Consider the following 19,963-nt stretch of genomic DNA (forward strand, 5'->3'; position numbering starts at 1 on the left):
AATAACGAAAATCCGAGGAGTTGTCAAAAACGTATGAGCGAATTAAACGAAAAAGAATTAGTAAACTATCTGGCCGAGAAAACGAAGGTGCCGGCGGCAACCGTCAGCCTGGTGCTGAAGCATGAGCAGGCTTTTATCGAGAAGGCGCAAAGCTCGGCAAAAGGCCAAGTTATCGATATCGACAGCGATGAGCTGGTTGATTACGTTCTGAAGCAGCGTGATGTGAAGCTGGATGAAGTTACCGTCGAGAGCATTCTTGATCTGGAGATGGATTATCTCGTCGAGCACGGCTTCGCGGAACACGAAGACTAAATGCAAGAGAAGAAAGCCATCCGCAGGAAGCGGATGGCTTTCTTTATTTACATGGCGGTTTGTTCCTTCTCCATGCCGGAAGGGGCTTGTACCTTTTCCTCCGCTTTGGACTCGGCAGCTCTGCGGGCCAGCATCCGGTCGTAATACGGCATCAGCCTTGAGGAGACAAACGCCACGATGGGGGCGGTCAGAATAACGCCGATACTGCCGGTCATGCCTTGCAGCACCTCGATGGTTACCAGATTCATATTCACGAGCTGGTCATAGGGCACTTTATAGGCATAGAGGACAAGAAGTGACATCAGGGAGGAGCCGGTGAAGGCCAGGATCAGCGTTGTCGCCATTGTTCCCATCCTGTCGCGGCCAACGTTCATCCCGGCCATGAATAAAGCGCGCGGCCCAAGCTCCCGGTTCGCCGTATACACCTCATGAACAGCAGAGGCGATCGAGATGCCAACGTCCATAATGACGCCAAGCTTGGCGATCAATACCCCGGCGAACAAGATACCTTGGACATGCAGTCCGTATTGTCGGCAACTAGAAGGAGGGTCTCGGAATCATTCGTATTAAAGCCCGATATATGCAGAAGCTCTCCGGCCAAGACGGCCACGCCGCCGGCCAGGATGACGCCGATCATGATGCCGATGATCGCGGACAATGATTTGGAGCTCCATCCATCGAGCAAGAGCAGGGTGATGATAACGGTTGTAGCGACGACGATGATCGCAGCGAGCATGGGAAATCCACGGTTTCTTTGTCGTTGCAGAGGTTTCTGACGCAACCAATCCGGACTGAGTCGGAGTGGTTGTCGTTAGAACGCAACCAACCCGGTGTAAGTCGGATTGGTTGTCGTTAAATGCTTTGCCCCGACATAACAACAAACAAGCCGAGCTATGCTCAGGCTTGTTTGCGTTCCTGGATCTCCATGGTGTGCTTGCGTCTATCCTTTAATCGTGACCGAGTTGTCGGCCGTATTATTCTTCATCTCAAGGTGAAGAATCTTGCTGAAGAATTCATCCGGCACATACAGGGACCCTTCGATAAACTTAGGCGCGGCGAACAGCTGGAGCGGAGCCATTTTGTTAATGGTGTAGCTGTTTTTGCCTACGGCAACCGATGTCCATTGAGCATCGCGGGAGATTTCCGCGCTTTGCGTCTTGTTGCTCCATTTTACCTTGTAGCCTAGTGCTTCTGCAGCTTTGCGAAGCGGAACGAAATGCGCACCGTTCGGGCCGCTGGCCAGATCTTTGGTGGACAAGGTGTAGGATGGACCAACCGAGGTCGTCTCGTCAACCGGAATGTTGATGATGCCGCCGGCATAAGGCGCAATCTCGTATTGCTGGAAGACCAGATTAACGATGCCTTTGCTGTCTACGAAGTAAGCGTGATCCGCGTCTATTTTGAACGTCGTGATAGCATCCCAGAAGAAGTTATCCGGTTTTTTGCTGATTGTGTAACGCACCGCGCTGTTTGCGGCCGCAAAACCGCCTTCGCCAAGCGCTTGCTCAAGGGTCAGGTCGGCAGCTTGCTGACCGTTTACGATATTGTAGCCTTCCACAGCAGTGCCGCCATGTGCACCGCCAGTGAATTCATAGGTGGATACCGTGAACGAGACAATGCCTTTGGCGGCTGTGCTGCCATCGGATTTGAGCTCATAGGATACGTTCAAGTCATAAGGACGGAACGGATAGTCGCTTTCTTCCGCGGACTTTTTGTCCTCGGCCGCCAGAGCTTTCAGACGGTCGACCTCCTTGGTCGCTTTTTCCTCGATGCTGGCATTTAATTTATCTTGATAAGAAACGTCAAGCAAACCGCTGATCACAGGAACGGAGATCTTTACGGTGAGCAAATCGGATGTTTCCTCAATGACCTTCGCGGTCACTTTTACGGCTTGCGTATCTGGAAGCACGGCATTGATGGGCACGGCTGTAATAGGCTCGGAGGTTACGACAATGGGTACGGCAGTAGTTTCCTGTGCCATCGCAAGCGCTGGAGTGAATGTGAGCAGGCAGGAGCCGGCTACGGCGATTGTAAGCATTTTGAATGGTTTTTTCATGGTGGATAGCCTCCTAAAGTGTGTTCGGTGAATGAAGACACCAAGTAGACGATTGTATTTTACAAAAAGTTTGAGAGCTAAAATATTTTTATTTCAGCTCGCTGCGGATCCCTCCGCCAAAGGCAATCCGATAGCCATCGGCATCCTTAATCGTGAACTCATTCCAATGCTCGGAATAGTGAGGGCCATTAACAATCTCTACCCGGTTAGCGCGGCATTCTTCAACCAGCAGGTCTACGGCATCCGTGTAGGCAAAAGCATCAAAGTATAGTCCGCCCTGCGCAGCCGAGCTTGGACGCACATCCTCCTTGTTCGCGGCCGGATGCAGGATGAAGGTGATCATTCCCCTGGATACATGGACATGCCCGCCAATCTCTTCATATGTAAATCCGAGATTTTTATAGAACGCAGAGGCCTCTTGTATATCTTTAACCAGCAAAACGATAGATGAACCCGTAATCTTTGCACCTACTGTTGATTGACTCATATGAACCCCTCCGCTTAATTGGAATAAATAACCATTATTAAACTTGATCATACAATGGGGAATTAGCAAAGGCAATACGGAATATGGACTAACAGTGGCGAATCTAGCGGGGTTATGCATGTAGTTAAGCAGGCATTGTTGAGAGGTATAAGCACGGCTAGTGCTTGGTTAGGGCATGCTCCGTGAGGCGGTGATAAGCGCGAGGACATTGGGGCCGGAGCAACTTGAAGGAGCTGAATGTAAGGCGGATTGGAGCAAAGAAGATGGAATACGAGCTACGTTGTACGATGTGCAATATAATGGCCCAATTTAGCCCCAAAGTATGAGTTACGTTGTACGTTATGCATTATAAATGGCTAAAATCGCCTGAAAAGAGATCAAAATGGCAAATATCCTGCATTCCATACAACATATCTACAAAGGCAGCGCCAATATCGGGAAATATACTGTAAAACATACAGTCAGTTGAGTAGCTGGGAAGGGAGAGTTATCAAAAGGATGGCTTTTCCGCCAAAGCTAGCCCCGCACAACGCTTCTTGCCTGCTTTCGAGGCAGCTCCCCAAACAACAGCGACGCTCCCGGCAGATAGCGAGCGGCCGCCGCAACAATCAGCCAGGTGCCGCCTAGCGCCAAGCCGAAGCCAACGGCATACCACGCATGATAATGCCAGGAAACCCCGCCTTCGGCCGGGAACTTCCGGTAGAAATACAAGAGCAGCGGATGCAGCAGATAGATGCCAAACGATAACGCGGCAATCGAGTCCAAGGCGCGCAGCCCTTTTCCGGGCAGCAGTCTGTAGAGGAAAGGCGCGATAAGCAGCAGCATCAACGAGCTTGTGACCGAGTAGAGCATCTTCAGCACATTAAGCATTAGCGGCGAGTACACCGCGCCATTCATCCGGCTGTCGTAGAGGATAACCAGCATCGCGGTCAGACAGCAGAGCCAGGCGGCAAGCCCAGTCAGCCAGCCGGCGATTCGCCTTGGAGCCGCATGCTCCCTCGAGATATGAAGCCATCCGCGAAGCCGCGGATAATAAATGCCAAGTACGGCGCCAAGCATATACGGAGTGGCATAGGAAGGGGCCCAGCTCATCAGATTGGTGATATGCAGCGCTTCCTCGTTCCAGATAAAGAAGCCAAGCTGGACTACGAGAGCAGCCGGCACTGCCCACTTGATCAGACCGGAGAAGCGCCGGAAGAGCAGCAGCAGCACCGGGAACAGAACATACATCTGCGCCATGATAAACACATAATAAAGATGCGTATAAGCCTTGCCGGTGGCGAGCTTGATCAGGAAGCTGCGGAACGTCTCCTCGGCCGGCATAGTTGGCGTGTAGGCATTGTAATACAGGATAAAATAGATGACTGAAAAGAAGACATAGGGAATAATGACGAACGTCATTCTTTTTCGGTAAAAGCTGCTAATTAAAGCGCCGTTGATCGGGCGGGTACAGTAGCTGTAGAACAGCACAAAGCCGCTCAGGAAGACAAAGGCCGGCGTTGCGAATGCCATGGATACGTTCAAGAAATGATAAACGGGATACAGGCTTGAATCCTTCATCTGAAGCGTAGCGAAGGAAGTCGCATGAATCATAATAACCGCAATAATCAAAAGCGCGCGGACAAGCTGAATTTCCGGCAGTCTGCTTCTAGCAGCAGCCGCCCATTTCGTATTTTTCACAGGTGAACTCCAATCTAAGCTGTAACAAGGACATTATCAAAGGGTAGCCGCAAGAGCACCACCTTGTCAACAATTATTGCATATAGCCAGATCGTTGATGTTTTCGGCAACAATCGATATGTTGCTTTCAATCTGCAATCGATATAATTAGAGATAGAAATCACCTATTGGAGGGTTTATGAAGTGACCAATATGAATACCTTGCTTGAACAAATGACGCTGGAAGAAAAGATTTTTCAGTTGATGCAGCTAACTCCCAATTTCCTGAGCGAAGATGATGCGAATCTGACCGGTCCGCTTGCCTGGATGGGCGTAACGGAGAACATGGTCAACAATGCGGGCTCCGTGCTGAGCGCGGTTGGCGCGAAGGAAACGATGGCTTTACAGAAAAAATATATGGAGAACAGCCGCCTCGGAATTCCTCTTCTGTTCATGGCGGATATTATCCACGGCTACCGGACGATCTTCCCGGTAACGCTGGCAATCGGCAGCACATGGGATCTGGAGCTGGCCGAGAAGAGCGCGGCGATCGCGGCAAAAGAATCGGCCGTAACGGGTATTCATGTCACCTTTGCGCCGATGGTGGACCTTGTCCGCGACCCGCGCTGGGGCCGCGTGATGGAGTCGACGGGCGAGGATCCATACCTGAACAGCGAGTATGCCCGCGCATTCGTCCGGGGCTTCCAAGGGGAGGACCTGGCCGGCGATTTGGACCGGGTTGCGGCTTGCGTGAAGCACTTTGCGGCCTACGGGGCAGCCGAGGGCGGACGTGATTACAATACGGTGAATATGTCCGAAAGACAGCTTCGCGAGTCTTATCTTCCTGCCTACAAGGCTGCGCTGGATGAAGGCTGCGAGATGGTCATGACGGCTTTTAACACCGTGGATGGCATTCCCGCGACGGGCAACAAGTGGCTCATGCGCAATCTGCTTCGGGATGAGTGGGGCTTTGACGGCATGCTGATCTCCGACTGGGGCGCGGTAGGCGAGATGATTCCTCACGGCGTTGCGGCGGACGGAGCGGAAGCGGCGCAAAAGGCGATAGAAGCCGGCGTCGATATGGAAATGATGACGTCTCACTATGCCAATCATCTCAAGGAGCTCGTTGAAGCGGGCAAAGTAGACGTTAAGCTCATTGACGAGTCCGTTCTCCGCATCTTGAAGCTGAAGGAGAAGCTGGGACTCTTCGAGAATCCTTACCGCGCTGCAAGCGAGGAGCGCGAGAAGGAAGTGCTGTTGTCGGGCGAGCATCGTGCTGCTGCACGCGAGGTTGCCGCGAAATCATTCGTCCTGCTGAAAAACGAACAGGCGCTTCCGCTTCGGAGCGGACAAAAGCTTGCGCTGATTGGACCCTTCGCGGAGAGCGGAGATATCCTGGGACCTTGGTCGATCTGGGGCAAGCAGGAGGAAGCGGTACAGCTTCATGCCGGCTTGGCTGCCCGCTTGGGAGCGGATATCGTCGCCGTGGCAAAAGGCTGCGAGATCGAATCGGCTACGGAGGAGCAGCTGCGGGAAGCCGTCGCTGCCGCATCGGAAGCGGATGTCATCGTGCTGGCGCTGGGCGAAAGCTCCGAGATGAGCGGGGAAGCGGGAAGCCGCGGCGACATCCGTCTGCCGCAGGCGCAGCTTGACCTTATCGGCAGGCTGAAGCCTCTCGGCAAGCCGATTGTGGTCGTCTTGTTCAACGGACGTCCGCTTGATCTGCATGGCGTCATCGAGGAAGCGGATGCGCTGCTTGAGGTCTGGTTCCCGGGTACAGAGGGCGGCAACGCGATTGCGGACGTTCTGTTAGGCGACGTGAATCCGTCCGGTCGTCTGACCATGTCCTTCCCTTATTCGGTTGGACAGGTTCCGGTCTACTACAACAATTACAATACCGGGCGTCCGCTTACGCCTCAGAACGCGAGCGAGCGTTATGTTTCGAAGTATCTGGATATGCCAAATACGCCTCTGCTGCCTTTTGGTTATGGCCTCAGCTACACGACCTTCTCGTACAGCGGGATCAGTCTGTCGACCGACGTGCTGAATGCCGAAGATACGCTTCACGTATCCGTTGACGTGACGAACACGGGAACAGCGGCGGGCGAAGAGGTTGTCCAGCTCTACGTACGCGATATGGCCGGCGAGGTTGTTCGTCCGCTGAAGGAGCTCAAGGGCTTCCGGAAGCTGCTTCTGCAGCCTGGCGAGACGAAGACGGTGACGTTTGCCGTCACCGAAGAGCAGCTTCGTTATTATCATGCCGATCTGCAGCTGAAGAGCGACGCCGGCGAATTCCAAGTATTTGTCGGGGCCAACAGCCGCGATGCAGAGTCAAAGCCGTTCCGCTTGGTGAAATAAATAAATATTCAAGAAAAAACAACGAACCCGCTACCGCAGGTTCGTTGTTTTTTTGCGGGTAAAGCTCTTATAGAAGCATCCCTCATGCAAAATAGCTAATCTACTCCATAATCTAGGAGATATCGGCTAAATACGCTCTAAAAGAAAGCATGGCTGTTCATTGAGGACATTCCGCACGCGATTACCGAATGTATCCGCATTCATGGACGGAAAACGGTCTATTCCGCCTTTATTTGCGATTATATCGTGGTTTACAGAAAAGGGGGGAGAGGTCTATTATCAAATCTGCAACTCAACTTCATATGTTCGTATTCGCTGAGTTTCCGTTAGAACCGGAAAGCAGGGGAACCAATTGCGATGGGCTGCAAGTCAGCAGTGCCTGTCGCCGGGGTGAATCAGCAAAGCCGCCACATTGTTCGGGCAGCAAGCTGTAGGGCGATTCTCTAGACGCCCGAATCCGTCAGCTAACCTTGTAAGCGTTGATAGAGAGGGTGAACTTCGGTTTTTTACGGGCCGCGGGAGGATACTCTGCGGTTTTTTTGTCGTGTAAAAAAAGGCGAAGATGGTTACATTAGCACTGATAAGTGCCGGCGTGTCCAAGTATCCAGACGTAAAGTTGTTTAACTTCAATGTTGGCGGTGACCTGTGTGTTTACTCTTATCAAAAGATTACTGATCGGGCGTCCCCTCAAGTCCACGGAACTCGGGGAGCAAAAGCTCATTAAGACGAAGGCGCTTGCGATACTTTCCTCGGATGCCTTATCATCCGTTGCTTACGGTCCCGAGCAGATTCTGCTCGTCTTAATGACGGTGAGCGCAGCGGCGTTTTGGTATTCGATCCCGATTGGTGTCGGGGTGCTGGTCTTATTAACGGCACTTATTTTGTCTTACCGGCAAATTATATTTGCCTACCCGCATGGCGGGGGAGCGTATGTTGTATCGAAGGAAAATCTCGGGGTGTTCCCGGGTCTCATATCAGGCGGCGCGCTGCTGGTCGATTATATTCTGACCGTAGCTGTTAGCGTCTCGGCCGGTACGGATGCGATTACATCGGCTTTTCCAAGTCTGCATTCTCATTCGGTACTGATCGCTATCCTGTTTGTCCTTTTTATCACCATATTAAACCTGCGGGGCGTGACGGAATCGGCGTCTATCCTTGCTTATCCGGTGTACCTGTTCGTGCTGGCGATTGTTGTGATGGTCATTGTGGGCGTGTACAAAATCGCCACGGGCGATGTCTCGCCAGCTCTTCACACCTCGTTAGGCACGCCGGTAGCCGGCATCAGCCTATTCCTGCTGCTTCGGGCTTTCGCTTCGGGCAGCTCGGCGCTGACCGGGGTCGAGGCCATCTCGAACGCGATTCCCAACTTCAAGGATCCGGCGCCAAACAATGCGGCCAAAACCTTGCTTGCGATGGGAGCGCTGCTCTCGATCCTGTTCTCGGGCATCGTGTTCCTCGCGTATTACTACGGCGTCTCTCCGAAGGAGGACGTAACGGTTGTGTCGCAGATTGCCGAGGGGATCTTCGGACGCAACGTGATGTATTATTTTATCCAGGGTACAACGGCCTTGATCCTCATTCTGGCAGCGAATACCGGTTACTCGGCATTCCCGCTGCTTGCGGTTAACCTTGCGAAGGATAAGTTCATTCCGAGAATGTTCACGGTCCGCGGCGACCGTCTGGGCTACTCGAACGGCATCATCAGCCTAGGCGTTTTGTCCATTATTCTGATTATCGCCTTCCAAGGCAAGACCGAACATCTCATTCCGCTGTACGCGGTTGGCGTATTCATTCCGTTTACGCTGTCGCAGACGGGGATGCTGGTCAAATGGTTCCGTCAACGGCCGAAGGGCTGGGTCGGCAAGTTTATTATTAACTCGATTGGGGCTTTGATCAGCTTTATCGTAACGATGATGTTCTTCCTGACGAAGTTCGAACAGGTATGGTCGATTCTGATCTTCCTGCCGGTTATTATTTTTGTCTTCCATCGGATTAAGAAGCATTACGAGGCCGTGGGCGAGCAGCTTCGCCTCGCGACCTGCGAGCCAGTCATGCCAATCGTAGGCAACGTGATGATCTTGCCGGTATCGGGGATTACGCATGTGGTGGAACACTCGATCCTGTATGCGAAGTCGCTGAAGGCCGAGCAGATCATTGCCGTATACGTGCCGTTCGAGAAAGAGGATGAAGCGGCCTTCGAGGAGAAGTGGGAGAAATTCATGCCGGATGTCCGGCTTGTAACCCTGCATTCGCCATACCGCTCGATTACAAATCCGCTCTTCAAGTTCATTGATACGGTGCAGCGCAAGGCGAGCGAGAACAATTACCAGGTAACCGTCATTATTCCGCAGTTTATTCCGAAGAAGGGCTGGCACAACATTTTGCATAACCAAACGAGCTTAATGCTCCGTGCCCAGCTGCTGTACCGTAAGGATGTTGTCATCACAACGGTACCTTACCATTTGAAAAAATAGCGAAAAGCCAAAGTCCCGATGGACTTTGGCTTTTTTTTGATTGGAGTGTTCGGGGCGGTTCTCCAGCTATTGGCGGGATTGACGTTGCCGCATATCGTTAAGCGAGCAAGGAACGCCAGGATCGGGCGGGAGCAGCTTCGATAGAGAGTGCTTAACGATGCGAAATATCGTTAAGCTGTGCGGTCAACTTCTCATCCTTAGCAGCGGCTCTGCCTGGCTTCGAAGGCCAGAATACCCATTTGCCGATCCATACCGTTAGAGCCGGTACGAGGAAGGAGCGGACGATAAACGTATCGAGCAGAACGCCGATGGCCGTTACCGTTCCGAATTGGACAAGAACCTGAATCGGCAGAGTTGCAAGCACGGCGAAGGTGCCCGCCAGAATGACCCCGGCGGAAGTAATGACGCCGCCTGTCTGCGCAACGCCTTCCACAATTGCCTGATTGAGCGGCATCGACTTGCTCTTTTTCCAGATGCTCGACACCATAAAGATATTATAGTCCTCACCTAGCGCGACGAGGAAGACGAAGGCATAAAGCGGAATGAGGCCTTGTATCGCGTCTGCGCCAAATAGATGATGCAGAACGAGCCAAGCGATTCCAAGCGCGCTGAAGTAGGAGAGAAGGACGGTTCCCATCAGGTAGAGCATGGCCACAAACGAGCGCAGATAGATAAGCAATAGCAGCGCGATCATCCCGATAATAACGGGAATGATCCGATAGGCATCCTGGCTGGTCACATGGCGCGTATCATACTGCTCGGCTGTCGCTCCTGCAATCCATACTTTATCGGATGCATCCGTGATGCCGGCGTTCTGCAGGGTTTGTTCCGCAGCGGAACGGATCACCGGGATCATATCCAACGCTTCAACGGAATACGGGTTCATCGCAAGCTCCACGTTATAGGAAACAATGCTCGAATCCCGCGTATTTGCTACCGGTTCAGAAACGTCGCTGATATTCGCCAATTCCCCAAGCTTCTGATCCAGCGGGAAGTCCTTGCCGTCTGTTTGAACCAGCACTTGAACCTTCGCCAGGCTGCCTTCGGAGAAGTGGTCGCCAATCAGCGTGAACCCTTCGCGGGAAGGCATATCTTCAGGGAAAGAGGACAACGTGTCATACGTGAACTTGATCTGGGCTGAGAAGGCTGCCGTAATGCCAAGCACAATCAGTGTGGAGATGGCGATCGTCTTCGGCCGCTTCACGATGGCTTCGCCTAGGCGTATGCCGAAGCTTGATTTTGTCTTCGCGGCTGGCAGCGGTTTGTTCTTGCGCGCGGCGCGGGCAGCCTGCATCTCCGGTGTGCGCGGCACAAACGGATAGAAGGAAGCGCGGCCGAGTATGGCGAGCAATGCAGGTACAAGCGTTACGCTGGCGATCATCATGATAAGGATCGACAAGCTGAACGGCACGGCAAAGCGGTGGATTGCGCCGTATTGCGCGAGCAGCAGGGCAAGCAGCGACATCACAACGGTCAATCCGCTCATGGTAATGGCACCGCCGGAATCGCTGAGCGCTTTGAGCAAGGCCTGCTTTTTATTGGACTCTGTGGTCAGCACGCTGCGGAAACGGGCGATCAGGAAGAGGCAGTAGTCCGTTCCGGCGCCAAAGAGCAGTACGGTCATAATCGATAAGCCTTGCGAATCGTACGAAATCCAGCCCTCATCGGCCATCCAGCCGAGAATCGGACCGGTCAGGCCATAAGCAAAGCCAACCGCAACAAGCGGAATAAGGGCGAGAATAGGCGAGCGATAGATCAGTAACAGAATAATCAGGACAAGCAGGGTAGTTGCGATCAGGAGCGAGACGTCGGCGCCCTTGAACAGGGAGGTAGCATCCACGCCGATACCCGCCGGTCCGGTTATCCGGCCGACCAGTCCTTCATCATCCAGGGACGTATCAAACGGTTTGGTTGTAAAAATCGTATCCGCATCAGCCTGCAGCTGCTCCAGACTGATCTTCAGTTCATCGGATGAAGCGTTTTTGTCAAAAACGACCGTCTGGAGCATCGTTGTGCCGTCTTCCGATACCATCGCCTTCAGAGCAGGCAGCGGCATCTCGTGAAGCGGAGGCAGCTCTGTCTGATGAGGCAGCGGGCTGTCGGCAAGCTTTTTGGATAAGGCCTGAACCTGGGCAACATCCTCATCGGTCAGACCTGCCGTCCGGTGCCACGCGATAATGGCCGGAATACCGTTATGTTCATTCAGGGCGTCAGCCTGAACAGACGGAGCGCTGCTCTCCAGATTGGCAGCCGCATCGTTCTTGTGATCGCCGGATGACGGCAGAAGAACGTTCGCGAGAGCGACGAACACAATCCACAGAACCAGGGTAATCCATCGTCCCCGTTTACCGCTGACGGCATCTGCCATACGTGCTAAACCATTCATGCTTTCTCATCTCCCTTATTTTCGTTGTTTTCGTATTGAAGTCTTTCTTCCTCGGAGGCCAGCCCGAACAGCAGGACATCCACCGTCCGGGCGGCCATGACCTCTACCGGCACGGGATTGCCGATGCCTTTCGGTAGAGGGCTGCCGCTGCGTCCCGGCTTGCGTTGAATAACGCTGAGCAGGAAAAAAGCGGAAGGAATCGGCTCAAGCAGACCGCCCCGGAGGCTGCCGTTCTTTTGCCCTTCTTCGAATAAGGCGGCAATCGGCAGCAGATAGCTCTCCTGCCACCAGCTCCTAATGAGCTGCTGCGTTTCAGGCCGAAGCTCGTGCCGGATATCTCTTTCCATCTGGCTGAGATCGTCGGGCATATACAGCAGAATATAAGCAACAAGCTTGATTAACCTTTCCCGCACGGTCCCGCCGCTTAAGACAATCCCATTCATGGCGATCTTCGTCTCTTCCGTAACGGTTCTCAGCACTTCGGTATAGAGAGCTTCTTTATCCGCAAAATAATGGTACATTGCCGGCTGCGTCAAGCCGCTGGCTTCGGCGATCTGGCGTGTTGTAACCGACCGGTAGCCATGCTCCATGAACAGGTCGTGCGCGGTCTTAATAATCAAGGAGCGGGTTTCTTCATCCAGCGGCTGTTTTTTTCTGCGTCCCATAGCAAGGATTCCCTTCTGTTTGAAATGCTTTAGTCACTAATTTATCGTTTGATAAATTAATGTTGCTGAATAGATTTTATCAAGTGATAAATTAAAAATCAACCCAATCAAGAAGAGTTCATCAATAAGCCTTATTTGGCTTCTTAAGCGGATGAACAAAAAAAAGGACCGTCCCATCAGCCAATGACTGAGGGACGGTCCTTGTATAACGATAGATTAGAAATCAAAGTTGTCCGGGTCTGGACCTACTCGTTTGTCTTCGTTCAGGGCATCGATTTGAGCCATTTCGTCAGCGGACAGCTCGAAATCAAATACGTTGCTGTTCTCGATAATGCGGGATTCCTTGATCGATTTCGGAATCGTAACGACGCCGTTTTGCAAATCCCAGCGCAGGATCACTTGAGCAACCGACTTGCCGTGGCTGGCCGCGATTGCGCTCAATACCGGATGGTCAAGCAGCTGGCCCTGCATAAGCGGGGACCATGCCTCCAATTGGATATTGTGCTCGCGAGTGAAGGCGCGAAGCTCATGCTGCGCAAGCATCGGATGATATTCGACCTGGTCAACCATCGGCACAATCTCGGCATCCTGCATGAGATCCTGCAGATGACGGACATGGAAGTTGCTCACGCCAATGGCTTTAACGCGGCCTTGTTTGTAGAGGGTCTCAAGCGCACGCCATGCATCCTTGTATTTGCCTTCAACCGGCCAGTGAATCAGATACAGGTCCAGGTAGTCCAGGCCAAGCTTGTTCAGGCTTGTCTCGAAAGCGGCAAGCGTCGATTCATAGCCAAGGTCCGCGTTCCATACCTTCGATGTGATGAACAGCTCTTCTCTTGCTACGCCATACTCGGCGATAGCCTCGCTGATGCCTTGGCCAACGCCGGCTTCATTATCATAGATGGCGGCTGTATCGATGCTGCGGTAGCCGTTTTTGATCGCGTCTTTAACGGAGTTAACGACTACGTTGCCATCTTCCACTTTGAATACGCCAAGGCCAAACCAAGGCATAGCTACACCGTTTTGAAGTACTACTTTGTCGTTTAAATGTTGTGCTGTTGTCATTTTGTAAGTTCCTCCTAAAATGAATGATCACACGAATGGCTGCGTTCGAGCCATTCGTGATGATTCATGCTTCGTAAGCATAAACCAATGAATGATCACACGAACGGCTATGTTCGAGCCATTCGTGATGATTCATGCTACGTAAGCATGATCTAATGAATGGCCACTCCGCTTAAGAAGCGGAGGCTTGCGGCTCGTAATGGTCTGCCGTTTCTTTCTTCTCCATCGAACGGCTCCACGCGGTCAGAATAACAGCGCCAACCACCATAATCGCACCGATCCAAGGGGTATGAATCAGACCAAGCTCGTCGGTAATAATACCTCCGACGTAAGCACCGATAGCGATGCCGGCGTTAAAGGCCGAGATGTTAAGGGCAGACACGACATCAATGGATTTAGGCATATACCGTTCTCCGAGCAGAACGACATACATTTGAAGACCGGGAACATTCATGAAGGCCAGGAGACCCATGAGCGTTATCGTTATTAACGCAGCAGCCGCGTACGGCGCCGTGAACGTCAGCACGAGCAGGATAACCGCCTGCAGGATGAACATCACGAGAAGGGCCGACAGAGGCTTCTTGTTGGCGGCTTTACCGCCGATCAGATTGCCGATGGCAATAGCGATACCATACAGGACCAGAATACCCGCAATCGTGCTTTCCTTAAACCCGGTAATATCATGGAGCAGCGGAGACAAGTAAGTGAAGACGACAAACGTCCCGCCGTACCCCAGCATCGTAATGGCGAATGCGAGCAGCAAACGGCCATTTTTTAATACCTTGAAAGGCTCGCTCAGCTTCGTCCGGTTGCCCTTCCGCAGCGTGTTTGGCACGAGCAATAAATTCGCAATAAGCGCAATGATGCCAATTATCGCAATCGCGACAAAAGCGGCTCGCCATCCGGCATGCTGCCCGAGGAGCGTGCCTAGCGGCACCCCGGTAACCGTAGCGACCGTGAGGCCCGAGAACATCATGGCGATCGCGCTTGCCCGGCGGTCCTCCGACACGAGATCGGCGGCAATGGTAGAGCCGATGGACATAAACACGCCATGCGAGAAGGAAGAGATGACGCGGGCAACCAGCAGCATAGCGATGCTGCTCGATATGGCCGCGAGGCCGTTCCCCAGGATAAAGATGATCATAATGGCGATAAGCAGCGTCTTGCGCGGCACCCTTGAAGTAAGGGCCGTTAGCAATGGAGCCCCTACCGTAACGCCCACCGCATATAAAGTAACGGATAGTCCCGCTGTCGTAACGGATACACCCAGATCTTCCGAGATTAAAGGCAAGAGTCCAACGCTAATGAACTCTGTCGTTCCGATGGCAAAAGAGCTGATCGCGAGCGCCAGAAGCGCAAGCGCCGTGCGACTTTTTGCTGTAACCATGTTTTGCACTCCCCATATTTCGTAATGTTGTGTTAATCGGCCGGTAAGTGCTATTATGGAGGCAATCAGTCCGCGTGACTAGTACGCACTATTTTGTAATATAGATACCAAAAAGTAATATAGATACTTTAAAGTTCCTATGGAACAGGAGGAGCAGCAATGGAAACGATAGTAGCACCGCCGAAGAAATACAACATCTCCGTCGAAGCAACGCTTGAAGTGATCGGAGGCAAGTGGAAATGCGTGATCCTGTGCCATCTGACGCATGGGAAGAAAAGAACAAGCGACTTCAAACGTCTGATGCCGTCCATCACGCAAAAGATGCTGACCCAGCAATTAAGGGAGCTGGAGGAGGACGGGATCGTGAACCGGATCGTCTACAATCAGGTTCCGCCAAAGGTCGAGTACGAGCTGACGCCATATGGAGATAGTCTTCGCCCGATCCTTGATTCCTTATGCAATTGGGGCGAGCGGCATATTATTAAGGAATATGGCAGCAAAGCGGATATGTTAGAAGATAACGGGCTTAATAATTTAAGCGATTAATAAAAAAGGACGAAGCTGCCTCAATGAGGCCGCTTCGTCCTTTTTACAATTATTCTTCGTGGTCGGAGATCAGCACCGTAACCGGATTGGACTGTACCGTGCCCGGGATGCGCTGTCCGCTTGGTGTCACATAGTCGAAGCTGAGACTTGCGCTGTTGACGGTCAGCGGGTTCTCGGGTTCAGCCACTGCTTGAGCGGCGAAGGCTGCGCGGGTCGTCTGGAACCCGCCAATTGATCCAAGAGGAATGCCGGCGGCCGGATTTGTTCCAGGCGAACTCACGCCGTTAATGGAGACACTTCCCGGGATGAACGACAGGCCGGCAGGCACAATATCGTGGATTATCACATTATTGATCGGCGTCAATTCAGGATTGTTGACAACAAGGGTAAAGATGACCGAATCACCAACAAATACTTCGTTCACATTGACGGACTTTGTGATGGTTGGCGGCCTTAGAACGGTGACGTTAACGGGATTTGTGAATATTCTTTGATCCACAAGCTGACCGTTCGGCAGTTCAAATTGCAATAAAATATCGCCGCGGTTAACAAGCACACCGGTTGGCGGATAAGATTCGACCTTCAGGATGGCTGGCGGGTTTGACGGTGGCAAGACGGGCACAGTATAATAGAACTACTAATTTAGTAAATTAGTAAAATGTTAATGAATATAAAGGACAACCTATAAATGGAGGAATAGAAGCATGAAAATCCCAACAACCTTAAAGCATAAACCGGTTATTGTCTCTGAAAATTACGAGCACGTAGACGGACGGTACGCGGAAAATACCGATGCGAAGGGTCTATCCCTTGGTCTGGCTCAATGGAATGATAGAGGCAAGGTCGAGATTTCGGCAAAGGTATGGCGTTATACCGGGGAGAAATGGTCGCGCCAATCCGAGGAGCTGCCGCTTCACCGCGTGCTGGATCTTGCGATTCTGGTAGCCCGTTCGATGCAGCATTTCCGCGAGGAGTCTTACCGGTACGAGAACCTGTATGATCCGGAGCAGCCGGTCATTGACCGCATTGGCCTGCAAGGGGATGCGATGACCGTCGAGGTATGCACGGACAATGAGAAAATCAATCAGGATATCAAGCTGTTCAGCCAGGCGCTGAGCGACGACGATGAGCTGAACGGGGAGCGTCTTCGCACCTTGTCCCGCATTTTGAAGGAGCTTGGCTATTAAGACATGTTCGTCCATCTGACGCAGCAACGTTAGTCTTCTTCCTGCCGACGCTTCGCAAGAATGTTAGTCATGGCGCGGTATGCCGTTTCATAGAATAAGGCATACCTTAAAAGGAAGTGAAGCCATGAGGAGTTATCAGTGGATCAAGTGGCGTAGATTCCTCCTCAGGATCGTAGTCCTCATCATCCTGGTCTGGCTATTATGGGCAGGAGGACCACCGGCGTGGAATGTTGCGCTTACCGTTGCCAGCTTTTTATTTCAGCTGCTGTTCGCCGTCGTCTTCATCATTATCCAATTTGTCGCGTTGTTCTGGTTCCTCGCGAGAGGTCGAACGTATTGGGTACTGCCGGGAGAGACGGGCGCCACTTGGGACGATTATCGGGGCAATCCGGAGATCGTGGAGAATGCCAAGAAGATCGTGAGCTTGCTGAAGGGCGTGAAGGATTTCAAGCGGATGGGCGGGGAAGCCATCAGGGGCCTCCTGTTATGCGGACCGCCGGGAACGGGGAAATCTTATTTGGCACAGGTTATTGCAAACGAAGCACAGGTACCGTTCGCTTATGCTTCGGCTCCAAGCTTCCAGAACATGTTCTTTGGCGTCGGCAACCTGAAGGTCATGCGTATCTACAAGAAGGCGCGCAAGCTGGCGGGCATCTACGGCGCCTGCATTATCTTCATTGATGAAGTGGATGCCATCGGCATGAGCAGGCAGGGCGGCGGAGGCGGAGGCATGGGCATGTTCGGCATGGGCGGCGGTACGGGACTGCTCAACGAGCTGCTCCTGCAGATGGACCCTCCGAATCTCGACAGCTCGAAGTTCAAGAAGTTTCTCCGTTCGCTTGGCCTGCTGCGGAGGAAGGCGGAACGTCCGCCCGTGCTGACCATCGCCGCGACGAACCTGCCGGATGTGCTGGATCAGGCCTTGCTTCGTCCCGGCCGGTTCGACCGCCAGCTCTGGGTAGACTCGCCGGATTATGACGGCCGCGTCGACGTGTTCGGGTACTACCTCAAGAAGGTGAAATGCGACCCGACGCTTACGCCGGAGAAGGCGGCAATGGATACCATCGGCTACAGCCCGGCCCAAATCAAGCATATCGTTAACGAAGCCGTCGTGATCGCGCATCAGCGGGGGGCGCAGGAAGCGGGCTATGAGGATTTCCGCGCAGCCATGGAAACGTATGAATGGGGCCTGAAGCAGCCGCTCCGTTCCATGAAGGATGACGAGAAGCGAAATGTGGCTTACCACGAAGCAGGCCATGCGGTAGCTCAGTTTCTGCTTAAGCCCCATGATCGGGTATGGAAGGTTACGATTATCCGCCGCGGCGGATCGCTTGGGCTTGCGGCTACGAAGCCGATGCATGAGCGGTATAACCGGAGTGACAGCGAAATTCTGGCCCATATCCAGGTCTGCCTTGCTGCCCGCGCGGTAGAGGAGGAATTCCTCGGCAAGAAGCTGAACGGGGTAACCTCGGACCTTCGTCAGGCTACGGAAAGCGCCGGAGCTTATCTGGGCATGGTCGGGATGGGCGACGAGCTGTACAGCTTCCTGGCGGCGGGCTCCAGAATGGACGCGCTCAAGTCATTGCGCCCTCAGATTAACGAGCTGCTCAAGGATCAGATGCAGCAGGTGAAGAAGCTTGTGCGCGATCATGCCGACTTTGTGCATAAAATTGCGGAAGAGCTGCTCTTGCACGGGGATCTGACCGGCGAAGAGATTGAGCAGATCTACATGGATCTATACGGCCGGGCTCGCCCGGAGCCGTCGGAGGTTAAGTTGACCGTTACGGCGGCAGCTCCAGCCAAGGAGGCGGAGGAGTCTGCAGCCGAATTGATCGAGGAAGAACCGGAGGAAGAAGGCAATGATGGGCCGGATACCGATCCCGACCACCGGGGACCGGAGTCATAAGCATGAGGGAGAGACCCGGCCGATGCGGCTGGGTCTTTTGCCGTTCCAATGTTACAATAAAGGCATAGCAAGAGAGGAGCGGTAGCAGCCCGGTATGACACAAGAACCGAACAGGAACAGAAAAGGCGTTTTTTTTGATGTAGACGACACGTTGTACGATCATTTATCCCCCTTCCGTCAGGCTGTGATCGCTATAGTTGGCGAGCGGGAAGGGTTCCCGTACGAAGAGGCTTATCACCGGATGCGCTATTATAGCGACATGCTGTCGCTCGAGATGGGCGGGGCTGGCGTGATGGAAAGCGGAGCGAGCACGGAGCTGATGCGCCGGCGGCGGTTCGAGCTGTCCCTGGCGGAATTCGGCATTGCGCTCAGCGAGGAACAGGCTTCGGCCATGCAGGCCGCGTATATCGGCTGTCAGTTCAACATTACGATGTTCGAGGGAGCCAAGGAGCTCATTGATAGGCTGGTGAAAGCCGGTTATGTAGTTGGCCTCTTGACCAACGGCGCCGAGAACCATCAGCTCCGCAAAATCCGGGCGATGGAGCTTGATGAGCTGATCCCGCCGGAGCGGCAGTTCATCTCGGGCAAGGTCGGATGGGACAAGCCGGATATCCGGGTATTTAACCATGTGAATGAAGCGACCGGAACAACGCCGGAGAACAGCATTTATATCGGCGACTCCTGGCGTAACGACGTTATTGGCGCGCTGGAAGCGGGCTGGTCCGTGATCTGGTTCAACCACCGCGGAGCAAATCCCGAATCGGGGGAGCATACTCCTACTCATACGGCGGCAAGCTATGAGGAATTAGCCCGGCTGCTGGCATAAAAAAAGAAGACCCGGTCGGAGGTCCGGGTCTTCTTTTTCGTATGGTATTACTTTCTGTAGTACTTCTTTACGGTTCTGTGCAGCTCGGCTTGAGTGAAGCGCTGTGAAGCGAGCGGAGCACCGTCAGCGTCTTTGCCCCATACGGAGACAAGCACTTTTTTGCTGAAAGTCGTGATTTGGATTTCGTATTGATTGACGTTCGCCACATCCAGCTCGACAAAGCCGGAAGAACGTGCAGCCAGACTTAAGGTTCTTTTTGCGAGGAGCGCTTTCGTGCCGTTCAGGCGGTAGAGCCGGATAACAACTTCTTCGCGTTTGTAGCCGTTGTTCAAAGCTTTTACGAATACGGTGGTAGCAACACCCGGGACGTCAAGGCCAAACGCGTTCTCGACAGGACCGGTGGAATACACGTATTGAAGGGCCATTCTTGTTCATCACTCCCTTTCTGTACGAGTATGATTAGGATCCTTATCCCGCGGATGTCCGAAGGGATGAAGGAAATCTACTACTCTATTAACATATGCAAATCTCGTGAGAAGGTAATAGATGCAAGACTACGAAACTACTAATTGAGGAAAGCACCCGGCCCATCTTGCGGGAGCAGGAGCTTCGTTGCTATTTACCGAATGCTGTGGTATAGTCGCCGCAA

18 protein-coding genes and 1 riboswitch are annotated in these 19,963 nt (G+C 52.9%); of the genes, 7 read left to right on the forward strand and 11 right to left on the reverse strand.

What is annotated here, in order from left to right; genetic code table 11:
* Nucleotides 1-33: 33 nt before the first annotated feature.
* Nucleotides 34-312 carry a hypothetical protein gene (locus M3194_RS23205; protein WP_251656469.1) on the forward strand — a complete coding sequence of 93 codons (279 nt, stop codon included), beginning with the start codon at nt 34-36 and terminating at the stop codon, nt 310-312.
* Nucleotides 313-359: 47 nt separating this feature from the next.
* Here M3194_RS23205 and M3194_RS23210 read toward each other — a convergent pair whose 3' ends face one another.
* The 5 genes from M3194_RS23210 to M3194_RS23230 all read right to left on the reverse strand — a co-directional run bounded on the left by M3194_RS23210 (nt 360) and on the right by M3194_RS23230 (nt 4,535).
* The gene (locus M3194_RS23210; RefSeq protein ID WP_251656470.1) at nt 360-815 is read right to left on the reverse strand and encodes a YibE/F family protein; all 456 of its coding nucleotides are present in this window, start codon (nt 813-815) and stop codon (nt 360-362) included.
* On the reverse strand, nt 797-1,048 hold the full coding sequence (locus M3194_RS31710; protein WP_251656471.1) for a YibE/F family protein: 252 nt from the start codon (nt 1,046-1,048) through the stop codon (nt 797-799). The genes M3194_RS23210 and M3194_RS31710 overlap by 19 nt, the downstream gene beginning before the upstream one ends.
* Before the next feature lie 204 nt (nt 1,049-1,252).
* A complete protein-coding gene (locus M3194_RS23220) occupies nt 1,253-2,368 on the reverse strand; it encodes a PdaC/SigV domain-containing protein (protein ID WP_251656472.1) in 1,116 nt (371 codons plus the stop codon).
* Between the two features lie 88 nt (nt 2,369-2,456).
* The gene (locus tag M3194_RS23225; RefSeq protein WP_251656473.1) at nt 2,457-2,855 is read right to left on the reverse strand and encodes a VOC family protein; all 399 of its coding nucleotides are present in this window, start codon (nt 2,853-2,855) and stop codon (nt 2,457-2,459) included.
* Between the two features lie 516 nt (nt 2,856-3,371).
* Nucleotides 3,372-4,535: an acyltransferase gene (locus tag M3194_RS23230; RefSeq protein ID WP_251656474.1), complete on the reverse strand. Its 1,164-nt coding sequence runs from the start codon at nt 4,533-4,535 to the stop codon at nt 3,372-3,374.
* Nucleotides 4,536-4,727: 192 nt separating this feature from the next.
* Here M3194_RS23230 and bglX point away from each other — a divergent pair, with 192 nt between their 5' ends.
* Both bglX and M3194_RS23240 read left to right on the forward strand, forming a co-directional pair.
* On the forward strand, nt 4,728-6,872 hold the full coding sequence (gene bglX / locus M3194_RS23235; protein WP_251656620.1) for a beta-glucosidase BglX: 2,145 nt from the start codon (nt 4,728-4,730) through the stop codon (nt 6,870-6,872).
* A 303-nt stretch (nt 6,873-7,175) separates the two neighbouring features.
* A riboswitch (cyclic di-AMP (ydaO/yuaA leader) is annotated at nt 7,176-7,367 on the forward strand.
* Nucleotides 7,368-7,519: 152 nt separating this feature from the next.
* The gene (locus tag M3194_RS23240) at nt 7,520-9,346 is read left to right on the forward strand and encodes an APC family permease (RefSeq protein WP_251656475.1); all 1,827 of its coding nucleotides are present in this window, start codon (nt 7,520-7,522) and stop codon (nt 9,344-9,346) included.
* Nucleotides 9,347-9,497: 151 nt separating this feature from the next.
* Here the strand turns inward: M3194_RS23240 and M3194_RS23245 are convergent, their stop codons facing one another.
* The 4 genes from M3194_RS23245 to M3194_RS23260 all read right to left on the reverse strand — a co-directional run bounded on the left by M3194_RS23245 (nt 9,498) and on the right by M3194_RS23260 (nt 14,849).
* Entirely contained in the window at nt 9,498-11,732 is a 2,235-nt protein-coding gene (locus M3194_RS23245) for an MMPL family transporter (RefSeq protein ID WP_251656476.1), read from the reverse strand.
* Complete coding sequence (locus tag M3194_RS23250) at nt 11,729-12,397, reverse strand: TetR/AcrR family transcriptional regulator (protein WP_251656477.1); 669 nt, start codon at nt 12,395-12,397, stop codon at nt 11,729-11,731. Before M3194_RS23250 ends, M3194_RS23245 begins: the two co-directional genes overlap by 4 nt.
* A 216-nt stretch (nt 12,398-12,613) precedes the next feature.
* The gene (locus M3194_RS23255) at nt 12,614-13,462 is read right to left on the reverse strand and encodes an aldo/keto reductase (protein ID WP_251656478.1); all 849 of its coding nucleotides are present in this window, start codon (nt 13,460-13,462) and stop codon (nt 12,614-12,616) included.
* A gap of 172 nt (nt 13,463-13,634) precedes the next feature.
* Complete coding sequence (locus M3194_RS23260; protein ID WP_251656479.1) at nt 13,635-14,849, reverse strand: MFS transporter; 1,215 nt, start codon at nt 14,847-14,849, stop codon at nt 13,635-13,637.
* A 159-nt stretch (nt 14,850-15,008) separates the two neighbouring features.
* Between M3194_RS23260 and M3194_RS23265 the strand changes: the two genes are divergently transcribed.
* A complete protein-coding gene (locus M3194_RS23265) occupies nt 15,009-15,395 on the forward strand; it encodes a winged helix-turn-helix transcriptional regulator (protein WP_251656480.1) in 387 nt (128 codons plus the stop codon).
* A 49-nt stretch (nt 15,396-15,444) separates the two neighbouring features.
* Here the strand turns inward: M3194_RS23265 and M3194_RS23270 are convergent, their stop codons facing one another.
* On the reverse strand, nt 15,445-16,017 hold the full coding sequence (locus M3194_RS23270; RefSeq protein WP_251656481.1) for a DUF11 domain-containing protein: 573 nt from the start codon (nt 16,015-16,017) through the stop codon (nt 15,445-15,447).
* Nucleotides 16,018-16,099: 82 nt separating this feature from the next.
* Between M3194_RS23270 and M3194_RS23275 the strand changes: the two genes are divergently transcribed.
* The 3 genes from M3194_RS23275 (at nt 16,100) to M3194_RS23285 (ending at nt 19,314) form a co-directional block, all read left to right on the forward strand.
* Entirely contained in the window at nt 16,100-16,582 is a 483-nt protein-coding gene (locus M3194_RS23275; RefSeq protein WP_251656482.1) for a DUF6530 family protein, read from the forward strand.
* A gap of 124 nt (nt 16,583-16,706) precedes the next feature.
* The gene (locus M3194_RS23280; protein ID WP_251656483.1) at nt 16,707-18,488 is read left to right on the forward strand and encodes an AAA family ATPase; all 1,782 of its coding nucleotides are present in this window, start codon (nt 16,707-16,709) and stop codon (nt 18,486-18,488) included.
* A 94-nt stretch (nt 18,489-18,582) separates the two neighbouring features.
* Entirely contained in the window at nt 18,583-19,314 is a 732-nt protein-coding gene (locus tag M3194_RS23285) for an HAD family hydrolase (protein WP_251656484.1), read from the forward strand.
* Between the two features lie 47 nt (nt 19,315-19,361).
* Here M3194_RS23285 and M3194_RS23290 read toward each other — a convergent pair whose 3' ends face one another.
* Complete coding sequence (locus M3194_RS23290) at nt 19,362-19,739, reverse strand: hypothetical protein (RefSeq protein WP_251656485.1); 378 nt, start codon at nt 19,737-19,739, stop codon at nt 19,362-19,364.
* Nucleotides 19,740-19,963: the final 224 nt, after the last annotated feature.

It is taken from the genome of Paenibacillus glycanilyticus (assembly GCF_023715145.1).
Lineage (GTDB): Bacteria > Bacillota > Bacilli > Paenibacillales > Paenibacillaceae > Pristimantibacillus > Pristimantibacillus glycanilyticus_A.